Annotated in this window: 10 protein-coding genes; 5 read left to right on the forward strand and 5 right to left on the reverse strand. The window is 63.9% G+C overall.

The features are described 5' to 3' along the window. The first annotated feature begins 7 nt into the window (after window positions 1-7). On the forward strand, window positions 8-1,726 hold the full coding sequence (locus FIV42_RS21030) for a sigma 54-interacting transcriptional regulator (RefSeq protein WP_141199596.1): 1,719 nt from the start codon (window positions 8-10) through the stop codon (window positions 1,724-1,726). On the opposite strand, the gene FIV42_RS21035 is transcribed toward FIV42_RS21030, so the two are convergent. Continuing rightward, complete coding sequence (locus FIV42_RS21035; RefSeq protein WP_141199597.1) at window positions 1,721-2,503, reverse strand: enoyl-CoA hydratase-related protein; 783 nt, start codon at window positions 2,501-2,503, stop codon at window positions 1,721-1,723. The genes FIV42_RS21030 and FIV42_RS21035 overlap by 6 nt on opposite strands. 229 nt (window positions 2,504-2,732) lie before the next feature. On the opposite strand from FIV42_RS21035, the gene FIV42_RS21040 reads away from it, so the two are divergent. Next, entirely contained in the window at window positions 2,733-3,692 is a 960-nt protein-coding gene (locus FIV42_RS21040) for a diacylglycerol/lipid kinase family protein (RefSeq protein ID WP_141199598.1), read from the forward strand. Window positions 3,693-3,741: 49 nt separating this feature from the next. Here FIV42_RS21040 and FIV42_RS21045 read toward each other — a convergent pair whose 3' ends face one another. The 4 genes from FIV42_RS21045 to FIV42_RS21060 form a co-directional block, all read right to left on the reverse strand. After that, window positions 3,742-4,833, reverse strand: coding sequence for a tRNA-queuosine alpha-mannosyltransferase domain-containing protein (locus tag FIV42_RS21045; RefSeq protein ID WP_141199599.1), 1,092 nt, complete (start codon window positions 4,831-4,833; stop codon window positions 3,742-3,744). Window positions 4,834-4,838: 5 nt separating this feature from the next. Then, window positions 4,839-5,390, reverse strand: a complete 552-nt coding sequence (locus tag FIV42_RS21050; RefSeq protein ID WP_141199600.1) for an ExbD/TolR family protein — start codon at window positions 5,388-5,390, stop codon at window positions 4,839-4,841. A gap of 82 nt (window positions 5,391-5,472) precedes the next feature. Further along, entirely contained in the window at window positions 5,473-6,084 is a 612-nt protein-coding gene (gene rpsD, locus FIV42_RS21055; protein ID WP_141199601.1) for a 30S ribosomal protein S4, read from the reverse strand. A gap of 223 nt (window positions 6,085-6,307) precedes the next feature. Then, window positions 6,308-6,976: an SDR family oxidoreductase gene (locus tag FIV42_RS21060; protein WP_168210825.1), complete on the reverse strand. Its 669-nt coding sequence runs from the start codon at window positions 6,974-6,976 to the stop codon at window positions 6,308-6,310. Between the two features lie 225 nt (window positions 6,977-7,201). Here FIV42_RS21060 and FIV42_RS21065 point away from each other — a divergent pair, with 225 nt between their 5' ends. The 3 genes from FIV42_RS21065 to rpoC all read left to right on the forward strand — a co-directional run bounded on the left by FIV42_RS21065 (window position 7,202) and on the right by rpoC (window position 17,724). Then, a complete protein-coding gene (locus tag FIV42_RS21065) occupies window positions 7,202-8,599 on the forward strand; it encodes an NERD domain-containing protein kinase family protein (protein ID WP_141199603.1) in 1,398 nt (465 codons plus the stop codon). A gap of 636 nt (window positions 8,600-9,235) precedes the next feature. Beyond that, a complete protein-coding gene (gene rpoB / locus FIV42_RS21070; RefSeq protein WP_141199604.1) occupies window positions 9,236-13,456 on the forward strand; it encodes a DNA-directed RNA polymerase subunit beta in 4,221 nt (1,406 codons plus the stop codon). 110 nt (window positions 13,457-13,566) lie between these two features. Beyond that, window positions 13,567-17,724: a DNA-directed RNA polymerase subunit beta' gene (rpoC, locus tag FIV42_RS21075; RefSeq protein ID WP_141199605.1), complete on the forward strand. Its 4,158-nt coding sequence runs from the start codon at window positions 13,567-13,569 to the stop codon at window positions 17,722-17,724. Window positions 17,725-17,813 lie beyond the last annotated feature (89 nt).

The raw sequence follows: 17,813 nt of genomic DNA on the forward strand, positions 1-17,813 counted from the left end.
CCCCGTCATGACCGTCCGACTGCGTGTCACCTTCGAGGATAAGGTTCGCGAGTATGCCTTCGACCGCGCGACGGTTTCTGTTGGGCGAGGTCCGTTCAACGACATCGTCGTCGCCGAGGCGAGCCTGGGCCGGGTGCACGGCGAGCTGGAGGTGCGCGACGACGGGCTGGTCTTTCGCACCCGCGCCAGCTCGACGCCCACGAGCATCTTTCGTGACGGCGAGTGCACGCAGTCGACCGACGGGGAGACCGAGGACACCCTGCATTTCCACGCCGGCGACGTGGTGCGCATGGGCGAGCAGCCGTCGGTGGCGCTCGAAGTCGTCGAGGTGGTGCGCCGGCCGGAGCGTAACTGGGCTACCCACGCCATGCCCACCGGCGCGGACGCCTCGCCGTCGGACACCACGGGAAAGCTGTTATTTCGGCTGACCCGCGGCATCGCCTACGAACCCAACATCGAGACTTTTTTGCGCACCTGCGCGCTCTTCGTGGGCTACGTGTGCGATCGCATGCCCGACTGCATCGAGCTGTCCATTCCCATCGAGGCGAGCCCGTGGCGCTCCGACGATCACCTGCTGCAAGCGGTCTCGATGGACCTCGACCGACCTGCCGAGGAGCTGTCGCCCGTCGATGTCGACGGCGGCTACCTGCAGACCCGCGACCCGCTGCCCCCCTTCGGGCCGGACGCGGCCGCCATCCTCGACGAGCTACGCGGCCTCGACTGCTGCGTGGTGGTCGACGACCGGGGCGCGGAGGCCAGTGTGCTCGTGCCATTCGACTACGACGGCGAGCTCGCCGCGGTGCTCGATCTGAGCTTTCCGCAAGGCAAGGTCGACGAGTTGATGGAGGCGGTGGCGCTGGCCGGCGCGCTGCTCAAGCCGATCGCGGCCATCGTGCTGGGGCGCGACCGCCAGTGGCGCGTCTACGAGGGCGTCGTCGAGGAGAACCACTACTGGCGCGAGCGCCAGCGACGCCGCTACCACTTCAAGGACCTCATCGCCGAGAGCGACTCGATGCGCGAGGTCTACGAGAAGCTCAACGACTTCGTCGGCCTCGACTCGCCGGTGCTGCTGCACGGCGAGGCGGGCACGGGCAAGGCGCTGGTGGCGCGCGCGCTGCATCATATGGGGCCGCGCAAAGACGCCATGCTTACCAGCATCAACTGCCGCGAGCTCGCCAGCGACACGCTCGACTTCGAGCTGTTCGGCAGCGTGGCCAACGAGTTGTCGGGTGATGTCGAGCCCCGAAAGGGCATCTTCGAGCTGGCCGAAGGGGGCACGGTCTTTTTGGAGGAGGTCGACCAGATGTCGCTCTTGCTGCAGGGCAAGGTGCTGCGCATGCTGCGCGAAGGCGAGCTGCGACGCATCGGCGACGCGGTCGCGCGACGCGTCGACGTGCGCGTGGTCGCCAGCACCCACCGCGACCTGTCCGCGCTCGTCAGCCAAGGCCGCTTCCGCCGCGACCTGTACCTGGTGCTGAGCGAGCACGTCCTCGAGCTACCGGCGCTCAGCGAGCGACAGGAGGACATCCTGCCGCTCGCCCGCACCTTCCTGCGCAAATTCGCCGCCCGCTACGACCGCCCCTGCAGGCGCATCTGCGAGCCAGTCCAGCAGAAGCTTCGTGATCACCGCTGGCAGGGCAACGTGCGCGAGCTGCAGGCGGTCATCGAGGCGGCGGTGCTCAAGTGCGATGGGGAAGAGGTTGGTGTGGATGATGTGGCGTTATGATTTACTGATCTTCTCCAACATCGCTTCGACTGCCTCTTGGTGCTCGTCGGTGCGCTGCACGCAGGCCTGCAGCGCGGCCGTGATCTGCAGCGCCGTCTCGATATCTCGATCCACACAGCGATACAGCGCCGCCTTGGCCGTCTTGACGGCTTTGGGGGGCAGCGAGGCGATCTGTTCGGCGGTGGCGCGGGCGCGGTCCATGACGTCGTCGCGGGGGACGACCTCGGAGACGAGGCCGAGCTCGAGGGCTTCGTCGGCGCCGATGACCTTGGCGGTCAGGATGAGCTCGACGGCCTTGGAGAAGCCGACGATGCGGGTGAGCAGGTAGGCGCCGCCGTCGCCGGGGATGAGGCCGACGCGGGCGAAGGTCGAGCCGAATTTGGCCGCGTCGCTGGCGATGCGGATATCGCACATGAGCGACAGGTCGAGGCCGGCGCCGATGGCGTGGCCGTTGATGGCGGCAACGACCGGTTTTTCGAAGCGCTCGAAGCGTCGCGGGATCGTCTGCATGCCACGCAGGTAGTTGTCGCGCAGCTCGACCGGGTCGCCGGCGAACATGCCGCTCTCCTCGCGCATCGCCTTGAGGTCGCCGCCGGCGCAGAAGGCCGGGCCGGCGCCGGTGACGATCACCGCGCGCACCTCGTCGTCGAGCTCGGCGCGATCGAGGGCCTCGACGAGCTCTTTGGCCATCTCGGTGGAGTAGGCGTTGCGGGCGTCGGGGCGGTTGAGGGTGATGGTGGCGACGGCGTTTTCGACTTCGTACAGAACGTCAGACATGGTTGGGGGTCCTTGGGCCTGCGGCGCGGTCTTGGGGCCTGCGGCCCGGTCTTGGGGTCTTGGTTTCTTGGGGCCTGCGGCCCGGTCTTGGGGTCTTGGGTCGTGCTGTGAGTGGCGGGAAAGCTAGAGCCCATCGGGTTGGAGTTCAAGCGTGCGGGGGCAGTTGTATTGCGTGGGGGGCTGCTTAAATTGCAGGGGGCGCGAGCGAAACTAAACGGCGAGTAGTACCATGAATACGAGGCTGATCCTCAATCCGGAGGCGGGGTCGACGGCCAAAAACGACGAGCTGGTCGCCGAAATCCGGCGTCTCGACGGCGTCCAGGTCTTCCAGACCGAAGGGCCGGGAGACGCCGAGAGGCTGGCGTTGCAGGCGGCGCGCGACGGCATCGAGCGCGTGATCGCGGCCGGCGGCGACGGCACGGTCAACGAGGTGCTCAATGGGTTGGCGTCGCACCTCGACAAGGTGACGCTGGGCGTGTTGCCGCTGGGTACGGGCAACGACCTGGCGCGCTCGCTGGGGCTTCCCGACGACCCGGGCCTCGCGCTCAAGTATCTGTTGCGGACCGACGATACGCGCTACATCGACGTGATGCGGGTGACGCATCCCGAAGGCTCTCGGCTCGGGCTCAATCATATCAACGCCGGCTACAGCCACCTGATCACCGACTCGATCACCCCCCAGATGAAGCGGCGTTGGGGGCCACTCGCCTACCTAAAGTCGGCGGCCTCGCAGCTTCGCGAGCGCGAGGAGTACCACACTCGGATTCGCTGGGACGACGGCGCCGTCGAGGTCGTCGACGCGGTCAACGTGTTGGTTGCCAACGGGCGCACGGTCGCCGGCGGGCTGCGTGTGGCCCCGGAGGCGAGCATGGAGGACGGGGCGATTCAGGTCGTCGTCTTGCGGGCGGGCTCGCTGGTGGAGCTTGCGGGGATGGCCGCCAAGATGCTCGTGGGCAATATCCTCGAGAGCGACCAGGTCATCTCGCGGCCGGCGCGCTCGGTGCACATCGAGTCGACGCCGCCGATGGTCTTCAGCGTCGACGGCGAAGAGGTCTGCGAGCATGTCGTCGACGTGCGGGTGGTCCCGGGCGCGCTGCGCGCCGTCGTCGGGCCCAATTACGTCGTCGAGCCCGCGCTCACCGAGTTGGACGTCGACGAAGGGTTCGATGAGCATCCGCCGCCGGCTTAAATAGGGACGGTAGGCATTGCAGGACAGCGACGCATCAGCAAGGCGATCTCTACGCCTCCAGCAACTCCTGATACGCATCTGACAGCGCATCCCACGAATATCTCGACACGTCGATCGCGTCGCTGTCGCGCACCCGTTGCGGGTCCTCCGCAAACTCGGCGAGGCGTCCTGCCAACACCGCCACCTCCCGGTCGGCGTCGTCGACAAACGACTCATAGCGCCACGCCTCGGGCACGTACTCGCGGTAGGCGAGCCGGTCGGGGGCGAGCGGACGGCATCCCGCGGCGATGGCCTCGAGCATCGCCAGCCCCTGGAACTCGTGCAGCGAGGTCGACACGACGAGGTCGGCGCGTCGCAAAATGGCGCGGTAGTCGTCGGCCGATTCGACGTATCCCCAGGTCGCAATATGGTCGGCGAGTGCTTCGTGGGCTCGGTCGAAGACCTTCGGGTAGCTGCGGAATCGCTCGCCGAGGACGTGCAACTCGAAGTCGAGGCCGCGCTGGTGGAGCCGGTCGAGGGCGTCGAAGAAGCGCGACGGCGCCTTGTCGTACTCCCATCGGTGGTTCCATACGATCGACAGCGGGCGCGACGGCGAGGGCGCGTCGTGCTCGGCGAAACAGGCGGGGGCCAGGGGGACGGGGAGGACGCGTGAGCGGCCCTCGACGGCGTCGGCGAGGCCCTCCGGCACGTAATCGGGCATGCGGCTGGCGAAGTCGCGCGTGCCCGCGAGGAACGACTCGAGGTTGTAGCGCGAGTTGAACGCGACGCGGTCGGCGCAAAGGGCGCTGTAGAGGTTGACCACCGCCGGGGTGATATCCTCGTGCTGGCCGCTGCTGGTCGGGTAGGCGAATTGGTTTTCGTGGAAGTAGACGACGTTGAGGGCGTCGGCCAGGCTGGGGACGAAGCCGCGCAGGGCCGACAGGTCGACCATCGAGGTGGCCAGGACGACATCCCAGGACTGCTCGAGGAGCTCGCGCCACTCGTGGGCCCAGTAGAGGCTATTGCCGCGGATACGCCAGCGAAAGTAGCGGGGCGGCAGGGAGAGCGTGGTGAAGGTATCGGCGCCGAGGCGCGCCGCCAGCCCTTCGTGCCAGCGGCGGTGGCTGCCTGCGTCGTACGCGGAGAGGCACAGAACACGCATGAGGCTTATTGGTCGGTCGGTGTTTCGTCGGCCGGAGATTCGGTGCCTTGGGGGGCGTCGCCCTCGACGCGAATCTCCATATTCGTGAACCCTGCGCGCCTGGCGGCCGTGATGAGATCGACGATGGCCTTCTGGGGCGCGTCGGCGGCCGCGCGGATGGCGATGGTGCCGGTCGGCTCCTCGGCGCGAAGCTTCTCGAGCGCCTCGAGCAACTTGGGGACCTCGGTAAAGGTCTGGTCGCCCAGGGTGTAGGTCGAGTCGGCGCTCACGCCAATCTCGACCTGCTCGGGTACTTCGGGCGGCTCGTCCGGCTGGGCTTTCTCGTCGGCGTCGTCACTATCTTCGTCGGCGCCGGGCTCCAGATCGGCCTCTTCCATGCTGCTCGAGTAGAGCACGAGGTCGCTGCCTTCGGCCTCGTCGGCCGCGTCGCCGGCCTCTTGGGCGACCTGCGGAGCCTTGGGGCGCTTCTCGGCGCCTTTGACGGGCTTGGACGTCGTGCAGCCGGCTGCCAAGAGCAGGGCGGCGGCGACCGTAGTGATCAGGCGTAGTGTGGGCATGGCAATCCTCCGCGCAAAAAGAAACGCGATGAAGCTACTAACTTCACCGCGTTCCAGATTCTCAGTACCCGAGTGGGTAGGCTTAGAGACGGGGCGAGTAGTACTCGACCACGAGCGTCTCGTCGACCTGCACGGGCACGTCTTCACGACCCGGGAGCTGATCCATCGTCGCCGTCTTGGCGTTCTCGTCGACGGTCAGGTAGGTCGGGTAGCGCAGCGCCGGGTTGGCGATCGACTCTTCGACGATCGTCAGGTTGCGGCTCTTCTCGCGCAGCGAGATCTGCGAGCCGGGCTTCACGCGGTAGCTGGGACGGTCGACCTTGTTGCCGTCGACCTGGATGTGGCCGTGGACCACGAGCTGGCGAGCAGCCGGGATGGTCGGGGCCAGTCCGGAGCGGAAGACCACGTTGTCGAGGCGCTGCTCGAGCAGACGAAGCAGCATCAGACCAGCGGGCTCACGCGAGCGCTGAGCTTCGACGAACAGGTTACGAAGCTGCTGCTCGTTGACGCCGTAGTTGTAGCGCAGCTTCTGCTTGGCGTAGAGCTGCTTTTTGAATTCGCTGAAGCGCTGGCGACCCTGCCCGTGCTCTCCGGGGGGATAGGGGCGGCGGTCGGCGATTTTTCTGGTCAGGCCGGGAAGGTCAGTTCCCAGGCGACGAACGATTCGGAGTCGGGGACCCGTGTAACGTGCCATGTGTCTACTCGATGTTGTCGATGTAGTGAGCTTTGCTGGCGCGCCTGAGTGCCGGTCAAATTGGCCTACACAGGCTTGGCATGCGCCAGACTATAACGTGTAAAAGCGTAGTCTGTTCCGGCGGAGAGGCGGGCCGAGCCCGCAATCGTGTCGTGGCGCGACCGAAGGCCTCTCACCGGAGGGGGAGTATCTTCCACACTTGGCTCGAAATTGCAAGAGGAGGTCACTGAATGAACATCGCGTCGCCCAGATAAGCGATGTCATCGACCTCCAACACGCCGGTGGTCTCGGGTTGTAGCGCTGCGCGCAGCGCCGCCATGGCGACCTTCTCGCGGCGGAGGCCGGTGGTCTCTTCGGCCCACACGCGCACCGGCGGCAGCTCACCGGCCGCAGTCCCCAACATCCCTGCGGCGCGACCGTCTTCATCGTGCACCAGCACCGGCCGAAGGATCGCCACGGCCATGTCGAGGCCCTGGAGCGACGCCTCCCCGTCGAGCTTCGACTGCAAAAAGCCGTGGGGCATCGCCGGCGGGACCTTGCCGGCGGACAACATGACGAATTTGGGCACGCCCGCCTGCTCGGCGGCCCGGGCGGCCTGCTGCACCGAATGGCGGTGCAGGCGCCTGTAGGTTTGCTCGTTGGCGGGATCTTCGGCGGCGATGCCCACGCTGTGAACCAAAGCCTCGCACCCGGCGAGATGCGCCGACCACGATTCGACGTCGCCTACGTCGGCGCTCACCCAGTCGACCCCCTCGACCCATGGTTCGTCGATGGGCGGGCGGCCTCCGCGCGACACACTGACCACGCGGTGACCCATAGCGACCGCGAGGCGACAAATCTCGGCGCCGATAAAACCACTGCCGCCGAGGACACACACCTTGAACCGATCCATTGAAACTCCTTGTGGTGACGAACAATCAAGCGCGCCAACTCCGAATTCTTCATTGACGCGGCGCGGCGTCATTGGCCACACTTGGCCGTGGCGATGACCCGCAACTCATCTGCCTCAGCGCGACCGACACCCCCCTGCGGTTCGGTAGTACGACTGGGACGGAAGCATATGAATCACCCCGCCGAGTCGACACTGGCAGGTGGCACGGAAACCTAAGGCACATCCATGGCCAAATATATCCCCATTGGAGATCCGATAAACGAATCGGAGCGAGACGGTATTCGGCAACTACGCGATCAACTGCCCGATCACTATATTGTGATCGGCAATTTCGAGCTGCAGTTGCCCCGGCGCAAGAACACCCTCGAGTACGACGCGGTCGTGGTCGGGGAGTGGGGGCTTTATGCCGTCGAGATCCGCGGCTGGGACGGGACCATCCGTGGAGACATCCGCCGATGGGAGCTCGAATGGGGCCGCGTCGAAAACCCGTTTATTCGCATCGAGCGCAAAGCCAAGGCCTTGCGAGATCTGCTCGTGCGATCCGTGTCCGATTTTCCTGACGAGCTCTTTTGTGAGGCGGTCGTTTTTCTGACCGGCGACGACGTCGACGTGCAGGTCAAAGACGAGCGCAACCGACGGCTGCTGTTGCCCGGTCAGCTCTACGACTTCTTCGTCGACCGCAAGCGCATGATCCAGCGCGGCCCCGGCCCGCTGCTCGACGCGACCATGCGCAAGCGCATCGTCGACGCGATCAGCCCGCTGGCCAGCCCGCGATCGCCGCTTCCGGTGATCCAGAACTTCGAGGTCGAGACCGAACTGGCCGCCGACACCGCGCCGTACCGCGAGTTTATCGGCCGCCACAAGCTGCTCCAGGCGCGCGGTAAAGTGCGCATCAAGGCCTACTCCATCGATCCGCTGCTCCCCCGAGCCGAGCGCGAGGCCGAGTACAACCGGGCGGCGCGTGATATGGAGGCGCTGACGCAGCTCGAGGACAACGCCTATGTGGCGCGTCCCTACGAGATGCTGCAGGACAAAGAGGACGAGCTGACCTTCTATCTGGTCAGCGAGTGGGTCGGGCCGACCACGCTGCGAAGCTATATCGAGCAGACCGACTACGACGCCCTCGACGCCTCGAAGCGCGAGGAGTTCGGTCGCTTTGCCAAGCACCTGCTCAAGGCGATCTCGTTCATGCACAGCCGCGACATCATCCACCGCAACTTGCATCCGGGGGTGATCTACCTGACCAACAGCGAAGAAGGCGTACCTCTGAAGATCGCCGACTTCGATTACGCGCGGGTAGCCAACCTGAAGTCGATCGCCGGCCAGATCAGCGATCTGGGCACCGAGGGATACGCGGCCCCCGAGCTTTGGATGGAGGATGGCTACGACTTTCGCGTCGACATCTTCTCGGCCGGGGTGATCCTGTACGAACTGTTCACCGGTCGGTACTTCTACGCCGATCTGCCCGAGATGCTGCGCCACGACGAGGTGTGGCAGGAAAAGCGCGAGCTTCTCGACGATCCCATCCTGCGATCGCTGCTCGACAAGATGGTCTCCTCCGATCCCGACGCGCGCAGTGTGGGGCTCCAAGAGGCCCTGGAGCACTTCGACGCGCAGGGTTGAGCCGCGCGCGGACAAAATTTTGATTCCTTGGAATAGGGCGGGCGAAAAACCGTTTGACACAAAGGTGTAGTACTCTTACAGTTACTCGCCTTGATTCGGACGCGATCCAGGCACCATTGTATGTTGATGGCGTTCGAAAACTGAAGTGAGAAGAGCTCTTCACGAGTTGTTTGACAGAGCACCTGGCTGCCTCAACCGCGCCAGCCGGGTGTCACAAGGGGGCTACCCGCGGGTTCCGGCATCGCGACTTGTCAACTCGTCCACGATATGTTCAAAGGTGGGCGCGTTTGCGATGGGCAGGAGCCTGCTTCCGTTGCAACCCGTGAGTTGCACGGCAACCGTAGGTAGCCTGCCGCGCGGGGATCCCAATTACGATATGTTCGATCTCGAGTCGATGCAAATCGAAAATCTTCACAGTGCGCGCTCAATCCCCACTCAAGAAGCGGTCCCGGTCGCTCATCCAGCGTTCGTCTGGCGCCGGCCGCCTGTTGTGCCGTTAGGCCAGCCTGACAGGCCCCTCTGACGCGCGACCCAGCAACACAAGATCGATCACGCGGCTGACGCCACGGCCCCCGGCCTGGCGCTTGCCGCGCTACTGCAAGAGACATAGCTCAGCAGAACCCTTAAGGAGAGATGATGGGTCAACCGATCAAAGAGAACTTCCGCATCCGCAAGGATTACGGAACCATCAAGAAGGTCGCTCAAGTTCCAAACCTCATCGACGTGCAGCGCAAGTCCTACCAGGAGTTCCTGCAGACGGACGTGCCGCTCGAGGAGCGTACGGACACCGGCCTTCAAGGCGTGTTCAAAAGCGTCTTTCCCATCAAGGACTTCAACGAGACGTCTACCCTCGAGTTTGTCAGCTACGACCTTGGCAAGCCCAAGTACGACATCGAGGAGTGTACCGCTCGCGGCATGACCTACTCGGCCCCGGTCAAGGTGGTCATCCGCTTGGTGGTGTGGGACGTCGACGAAGACACCGGCACGCGCACCATCCGCGACGTGAAGGAAAAAGAGGTCTTCTTCGGTGAGATCCCGCTGATGACCGCCTCGGGTACGTTCATCATCAACGGCACCGAGCGCGTCATCGTCAGCCAGCTGCACCGTTCGCCGGGCGCCTTCTTCGACCACGACGGTGGTAAGAAGCACTCGTCGGGCAAGCTGCTGTACTCGGCGCGCGTCATCCCGTACCGCGGATCGTGGCTCGACCTGGAGTTCGGCTCCAAAGACATCATGCACGTGCGGATCGACCGCAAGCGCAAGATGCCCGCCACCGTGCTGCTGCGCGCCCTTGGTTACTCGGCCGAAGAGCTGCTCGACTACTACTACGACACCGAGCGCATCTTCTTCGAGAACGGCGAGTATCTCAAAGAGATCAACCTCGACGTGCTTCGCGGCCAGGTCGCATCGGTCGACGTCAAGGACAGCGGCGGCAACGTCATCGTCAAGTCGGGCAAGAAGTTCACCCGCAGCGCGATTCGCAAGCTGGCCAAGGCCGAGATCACGCGCATCCCGATCTCGTTCGACGAGCTGACCGGTAAGGTCGCCGCCGAAGACATCTACGACGCCTCCACCGGTGAGGTGCTCGTCGAGGTCAACGAAGAGCTGACCGAGAACTCCATCAAGGAGCTCGAAGCGCGCGGCATCGAAGCGATCAACGTGCTGTTCATCGACAACGTCAACGCCGGTCCTTACCTGCGTGACACGCTCGAGTCGGACAATATCAGCACGCCCGAAGAGGCGATCCTCGAGATCTACCAGCGGCTGCGTCCGGGCGACCCGCCCACCAGCGAGCAGGCGCAGAACCTGTTCGACAACTTGTTCTTCAACCCCGAGCGCTACGACCTGTCGAAGGTCGGTCGCCTGAAGTTGAACTACAAGTTCCACCGCAAGATCGTCGAGCCGCTCGAAGAGCGTGAGCGCGAGATCGAGGCGGCCCTCGAAGAGGCCGGCGACGCCGAGCGTGAAGAGCTCGAGGCCGAACTCGAAGAGGTGCGCGAGCAGCTCGACCCGTGGCGCATTCAGACGCTTCGCGAGGAAGACATCCTCGAGACGGTGCGCTACCTCATCGACCTGCGCACCGGCAAAGGTTCCATCGACGACATCGACCACCTGGGCAACCGCCGGGTGCGCACCGTCGGTGAGCTTCTGGAGAACCAGTACCGCATCGGCCTGGTTCGCATGGAGCGCGGCATCAAAGAGCGCATGAGCATGTCTCAGGAGATCGAGACGCTGATGCCCGACGACCTGATCAACGCCAAGCCGGTCAGCGCGGTCATCAAAGAGTACTTCGGCTCCAGCCAGCTGTCGCAGTTCATGGACCAGACCAACCCCTTGAGCGAGGTCGCCCACAAGCGGCGCCTGTCGGCTCTCGGACCGGGTGGTCTGACCCGCGATCGCGCCGGCTTCGAGGTGCGTGACGTCCACGTGACTCACTACGGACGTATCTGCCCGATTGAGACCCCGGAGGGGCCGAATATCGGTCTGATTACCTCGCTGTCGACCTACGGGCGCATCAACGAGTACGGCTTCATCGAGACGCCGTACCGCAGCGCCGCCGACGGTAAAGCCACCAGCGAGGTGCGCTACTACTCGGCGCTCGAAGAGGAGAACAACGTCATCGCGCAGGCCAACGCCGAGCTCGATGACGACGGCAACTTCCTGAGCGACACCGTCGCCGCACGTGTCAACGGCGAGCCGACGATGGTCGCCCCCGAGGAAGTCACGCTGATGGACGTCAGCCCGAACCAGCTGGTCAGTGTCGGCGCCGGTCTGATTCCGTTCCTCGAGAACGATGACGCCAACCGCGCCCTGATGGGCTCGAACATGCAGCGCCAGGCGCAACCTCTGGTGCGTACCGACGCTCCGTTCGTCGGCACCGGCATCGAGCGCACGCTGGCGCGTGACTCGGGTGTGACGATCGTCGCCAAGAACGACGGCGTGGTCGAGAGCGTCGATGCCCAGCGCATCGTCGTTCGCCCCGACGGCTCGGATAGCGACCTGTTCGTCAAGCCCGACATCTACACCCTCATGAAGTATACCCGGTCCAACCAGGGTAGCTGCATGAACCAGAAGCCCATCGTGTCGGTGGGCGACCGGGTGGAGAAGGGCGAGATTATCGCCGACGGACCGTCGACCGAGCGCGGCGAGCTGGCCCTGGGCCGCAACATCACCGTGGCGTTCATGCCGTGGGGTGGCTACAACTTCGAGGACTCGATTCTCATCAGTGAGCGTCTGGTCAAAGAAGACATCTACACCTCGATGCACATCGAGGAGTACGAGTGCACCGCTCGCGACACCAAGCTCGGCCAAGAAGAGATCACGCGCGACATCCCCAACGTGGGTGAAGACGCGCTCAAGGACCTCGACGAAGCCGGCATCGTCCGCGTGGGCGCCGAGGTCTCCTCGGGTGATATTTTGGTCGGTAAGATCACGCCCAAAGGCGAGACCCAGCTCTCCCCCGAGGAGAAGCTGCTTCGCGCCATCTTCGGCGAGAAGGCCGGCGACGTGCGCGACACCTCGCTGCGCATGAGCCCGGGCACCAGCGGCACCGTCATCGGCGCCAAGGTGTTCTACCGCCAGGGGGCCGAGAAGGACGCGCGCACCCAGCAGATCGAGGACACCGAGGAGGCTCGCCTCCTCAAAGACCAGAATGACGAGATCCGCATCCTTCGCGATGCGGCCTACCGCAAGATGCGCGACATCTTGCGCGGCGGCAAAGTCGCCTCCGATCTGGTCGACGAGTCGCGCAACGTGCTCATCGAAGAGGGCACGACCATCAGCGACGACGTGCTCTCCGAGGTGCCGCGTCGCTACTGGACCGACGTCGATATCGACGACGAGACCACCGACAAGCTCATGCAGATTCTGGGCGACGTCGAGGACCAGATTCTGGTCATCCGGATGAACTACGGAGAGAAGATCGAGAAGCTCCGCAAGGGCGACGAGCTTCCTCCGGGCGTCATCAAGATGGTCAAGGTCTACGTGGCCGTGAAGCGCAAGATTCAGGTGGGCGACAAGCTCGCCGGCCGTCACGGCAACAAAGGTGTCATCAGCCGCATCCTTCCCGACGAGGACATGCCGTTCCTGGAGGACGGCACGCCGGTCGACATGGTGCTCAACCCGCTGGGTGTTCCCAGCCGTATGAACATCGGACAGGTCCTCGAGGTGCACCTGGGCTGGGCCGCCAAAGGTCTGGGCATCCGGTTGCGCGAGATGATCGAAGAGATGCAAAAGCCGGAGAATATCCGCGAGTACCTCAAGGATATTTACCACAACGAAGAGACTCAGGAGCTCATCGACACGCTCGATGACGACCAGGTCCTCGACATGGCCGACGCGGTGAGCAAGACCGGCGGCGTGCACGTGGCGACCCCGGTCTTCGACGGCGCGCCCGAAAAGCGCATCCGCGAGCTTCTGCAAAAGGCCGGGTTCCCCGAGTCGGGAAAGATGGTTCTGTACGACGGGCGTACCGGTGAGGCGTTCCAGAACGACGTCACCGTCGGCGTGATGTACGTGCTCAAGCTGCATCACCTGGTCGACGACAAGATTCACGCACGCTCCATTGGACCGTACAGCCTGGTCACCCAGCAGCCGCTCGGTGGTAAGGCCCAGTTCGGTGGCCAGCGTCTCGGAGAGATGGAGGTCTGGGCGATCGAAGCCTACGGCGCTGCCCACACGCTCCAGGAGTTCCTGACGGTCAAGTCGGACGATGTGCAGGGACGTACGCGCATCTACGAATCGATCGTCAAAGGCGACTTCCGCCTGGATCCGGGCATGCCCGAGAGCTTCAACGTGCTCATCAAAGAGCTGCACGCTCTTTGCCTGAACGTCGAATTGCTCGAGGACGTCGCCTAACGAACGCCACACGCACTCAACGCGCAGGGCCTGACCTCCACAGTTAGAGGCACGGGCCCTGCGAGTTGCGGCTACTCAAGAGATTTACTCAGCCGTCAAGGGAGGCTGCTTTGAAGGACATTTTCAGCTTTTTCGAGAAGCCCAAAGATCCGCTTAGCTTCTCAGCGATCCGCATTGGAATCGCCAGCCCGGAGCGTATCCGGGAATGGAGCCATGGCGAGGTCAAGAAGCCCGAGACCATCAACTACCGCACGTTCAAGCCGGAGCGAGACGGCCTGTTCTGCGCCAAGATTTTCGGACCGGTCAAAGACTACGAGTGCATCTGCGGCAAGTACAAGCGCATGAAGCACCGTGGCGTGGTCTGTGAGAAGTGTGGCGTCGAGGTCATCCAGTCGAAGGTGCGCCGCGAGCGTCTGGGTCATATCGACCTGGCCACGCCCGTCGCCCACATCTGGTTCCTCAAGAGCCTTCCGTCGCGCATCGGTAACCTGCTCGACATCACGCTCAAGGACCTCGAGAAGGTCCTGTACTGCGTGGCCTACATCGTCACCGACCCGGGCCTGACTCCGCTGGTGACCGGTCAGGTTCTGAGCGAGCAGAAGTACATGGAGTACTTGGAGACCTACGGAGACACCTTCGAGGCCCGCATGGGCGCCGAGGCGATCCGTGACCTGCTCGACCGCATGGACATCCCGCTGCAAGCCCAAGAGCTTCGCGCGGAGATGAAAGAGGCGACGTCGAACGCCAAGCGCAAGCGCATCTCCAAGCGCCTCAAGATTCTCGAGGCCGTGCGCGACTCGGAGAACAACGCTGGTTGGCTGGTGCTCGACGTCATTCCGGTGCTTCCGCCGGACCTTCGTCCGCTCGTGCCGCTCGACGGCGGCCGCTTTGCGACCAGTGACCTCAACGATCTGTATCGTCGAGTCATCAACCGCAACAACCGCCTCAAGCGCCTGCTCGAGCTGCACGCCCCCGAGATTATCATCCGCAACGAGAAGCGGATGCTCCAGGAGGCGGTCGACGCACTGTTCGACAACGGCCGTCGCGGCAAGACCATCACGGGCCCGAACAAGCGCCCGCTGAAGTCCTTGAGCGACATGATCAAGGGCAAGCAGGGTCGTTTCCGCCAGAACCTTCTGGGTAAGCGCGTCGACTACTCGGGCCGTTCGGTCATCGTGGCCGGCCCCGAGCTCAAGCTGCACCAGTGCGGTCTTCCCAAGAAGATGGCCCTCGAGCTGTTCAAGCCGTTTATCTACAACAAGCTCGAAGAGAAGGGCTACGTCACCACCATCAAGTCTGCGAAGAAGATGGTGGAGAAGGAAAAGGAAGAGGTCTGGGACATCCTCGACGAGGTCATCAAGGAGCACCCGGTGCTCTTGAACCGCGCGCCGACGCTTCACCGCCTCGGTATGCAGGCCTTCGAACCGGTGCTCGTCGAAGGTAAGGCGATTCAGGTCCACCCGCTTGTGTGTGTGGCCTACAACGCCGACTTCGACGGTGACCAGATGGCCGTCCACGTGCCGCTGTCGCTCGAGGCGCAGATGGAGTCGCGCGTGCTCCTCTTGAGCACGAACAACATCCTGTCGCCGGCCCACGGCGGGCCGATCATCCTGCCCACGCAGGATATCGTCCTGGGTTGCTACTGGATGACCTGCGTGCGCCCCTACGCCAAAGGCGAGTACCGCGAGGACGACGAGGGACGCCCGGTCCAGGGCCTGTTCGCCAACTTCGACGAAGTTCGCATGGCCTACGACAACGAGGTCGTCGAGCTGCAGGCGTCGGTCAAGGTTCGCTACAACGGCGAGCTGATCGACACCACCGTCGGCCGCGTGCTCTTCTACGAGGTCTGCCCCGACGAGCTCCCCTTCGAGCTGGTCAACCGCACCCTCGACAAGAAGTCGCTGGCCAAGATCGTCGACGTCTCGTTCCGCAGCGCCGGCAACAAGGCGACGGTCCTTCTGGCCGACTCCATCCGTACCATCGGTTACGAGTACGCCACCCGCGGTGGTATCTCGATCGCGGTCGACGACATGGAGATCCCGAGCAACAAGTGGAGCGTGGTCGACAACGCACGCGACGAAGTTGCCGAGATCGAAAGCCAGTACACCGAAGGTCTGATCACCGACGGTGAGCGCTACAACAAAGTCGTCGACATCTGGGCGAACGCGACCGAAGAGGTCGCCAACCAGATGATGGACGAGATTGCCCAGCAGAAATTCGTCGACGAGAAGTCCGGCGAAGAGCTGACCGCGCAGTCGTTCAACTCGATCTACATCATGGCTGACTCGGGCGCTCGTGGCTCGGCCCAGCAGATGCGTCAGCTCTCCGGAATGCGTGGCCTGATGGCCAAGCCGTCCGGTGAGATTATCGAGACGCCGATTGTCGCAAACTTCCGCGAAGGCCTGAGCGTCCTCGAGTACTTCATTTCGACGCACGGCGCTCGTAAAGGTCTGGCGGATACGGCGCTCAAGACGGCAAACTCGGGTTACCTGACCCGTCGCCTGGTCGACGTCGCCAACGACTGTGTCGTCGTCGAATACGACTGCGGCACCCTCGACGGTGTGACCATGACCCCCTTGTACGAGGGTGGTGAGGTCGTCGAGTCGCTCGCCGACCGTATCCTCGGTCGTGTCGCGCTCGAGCCTGTGTGGGACCAGAACGACGAGGTGCTCGTCGACTCGAACACCGAGATCGACGACGACAAGGCCGAGCTTATCGAAGACGCCGGCATCGAGCGGGTCCGTATCCGCTCGACGCTGACCTGCCACTCCGTCGACGGGGTGTGCGCGCTTTGCTACGGCCGTGACCTGGCGCGTGGTCGCCTGGTCAACGTCGGTGAGGCGGTCGGTACCATCGCCGCTCAGTCGATTGGTGAGCCGGGTACCCAGCTTACGATGCGTACCTTCCACATTGGTGGTGTCGGTTCGCTGTCCGTCGAGCAGTCCTCGCACGAGGTACGCCACGGCGGTACGGTCAAGTTCCACAACGTCAAGTCGGTCGAAAAAGAGATGGCCGGCCGCACCGTGGTCATCGTGATGACCCGTAACGGCGAAGTCTCCATCCACGACGACCAGGGCCGTGAGCGTGAGCGTTACCCGCTCGTGTTCGGCTCGCAGCTGTATTACAACGACGGCGACGAGATCGAGCCGGGCGCACTGCTCGCCGAATGGGAGCCGTTTGCGACGCCGGTTCTGGCCGACACCGACGGTGTGGTCAGCTTCGAAGACGTCGTCGAGGGCATCTCGATGGAGGAGCGCTTCGACGAGAACACCGGTCTTTCGAGAAAGGTGATCATCGAGAGCCGCGACTCCAGCGTGCGTCCGCGCATCGTGGTCCGCGAGAAGAAGGGCGGCAAGCAATTGTCCAGCCACTTCCTGCCGGTCGGTGCTGCGCTCTTTGTGGGCGAAGGCGAGAAGGTCGACCCGGGTACCATCCTGGCGAAGATCCCGCGTGAGACCACCAAGAACAAGGACATCACCGGTGGTCTGCCGCGTGTCGCCGAGCTGTTCGAGGCGCGTACGCCCAAAGAGCAGGCGCTCATCTCCGAGATCGAGGGTGTGGTCTCTTACGGTCGCGAGACCAAGACCAAGCGCACCATCGTGGTCACCCCGGACGTGGGTGATCCGAAGGAGTACCAGATCAACAAGTCCAAGCACGTCACCGTGCTCGAGGGCGACCGGGTCCGCGCTGGTGAGGCCATCATGGAGGGTTCGGAGAACCCCCACGACATCCTTCGCGTCAAGGGTCGCAAAGACCTGGCCAAGTACCTGGTCGACGAGATTCAGGAGGTCTACCGCCTCCAGGGTGTGCGCATCAACGACAAGCACATCGAGATCGTCGTGCGCCAGATGCTTCGCAAGGTACGCATCGTCGACGTGGGTGACTCCGACTTCTTGGTCGACGAGCAGGTCGAGCGCTCGACCTTCGAAGAGGTCAACCGTCGTCTGATGGAGAAGGGCGGTCGTCCGGCGGTCGCTCAGGACTTGCTCCTGGGTATCACCAAGGCGTCGCTGTCGACCGAGAGCTTCATCTCGGCATCGAGCTTCCAGGAGACCACCAAGGTGCTTACCGAGGCGGCCCTGGCCAGCAAGATCGACCACCTGCGCGGCCTCAAAGAGAACGTCATCATGGGACGTCTCATCCCGGCCGGTACGGGGGCGACTCAGTACCACCACCTGCGCCACGAGGTCGAAGAGCCCGAAGAGCTCCCCGAAGACCTCAAGCGTCGTTTCGGCACCATCGACGAAGAACTCGCCGCCGGCGAGTGAGTTGAAGTGCCCGCGCTGAGCGAATAGAAAAGGCCGCGTCCGTTGGTTCGGACGCGGCTTTTTTATGGCGCACTCCCCGATGGGGTTGA

This window comes from Persicimonas caeni (genome assembly GCF_006517175.1).
Taxonomy (GTDB): Bacteria; Myxococcota_A; Bradymonadia; order Bradymonadales; family Bradymonadaceae; genus Persicimonas; species Persicimonas caeni.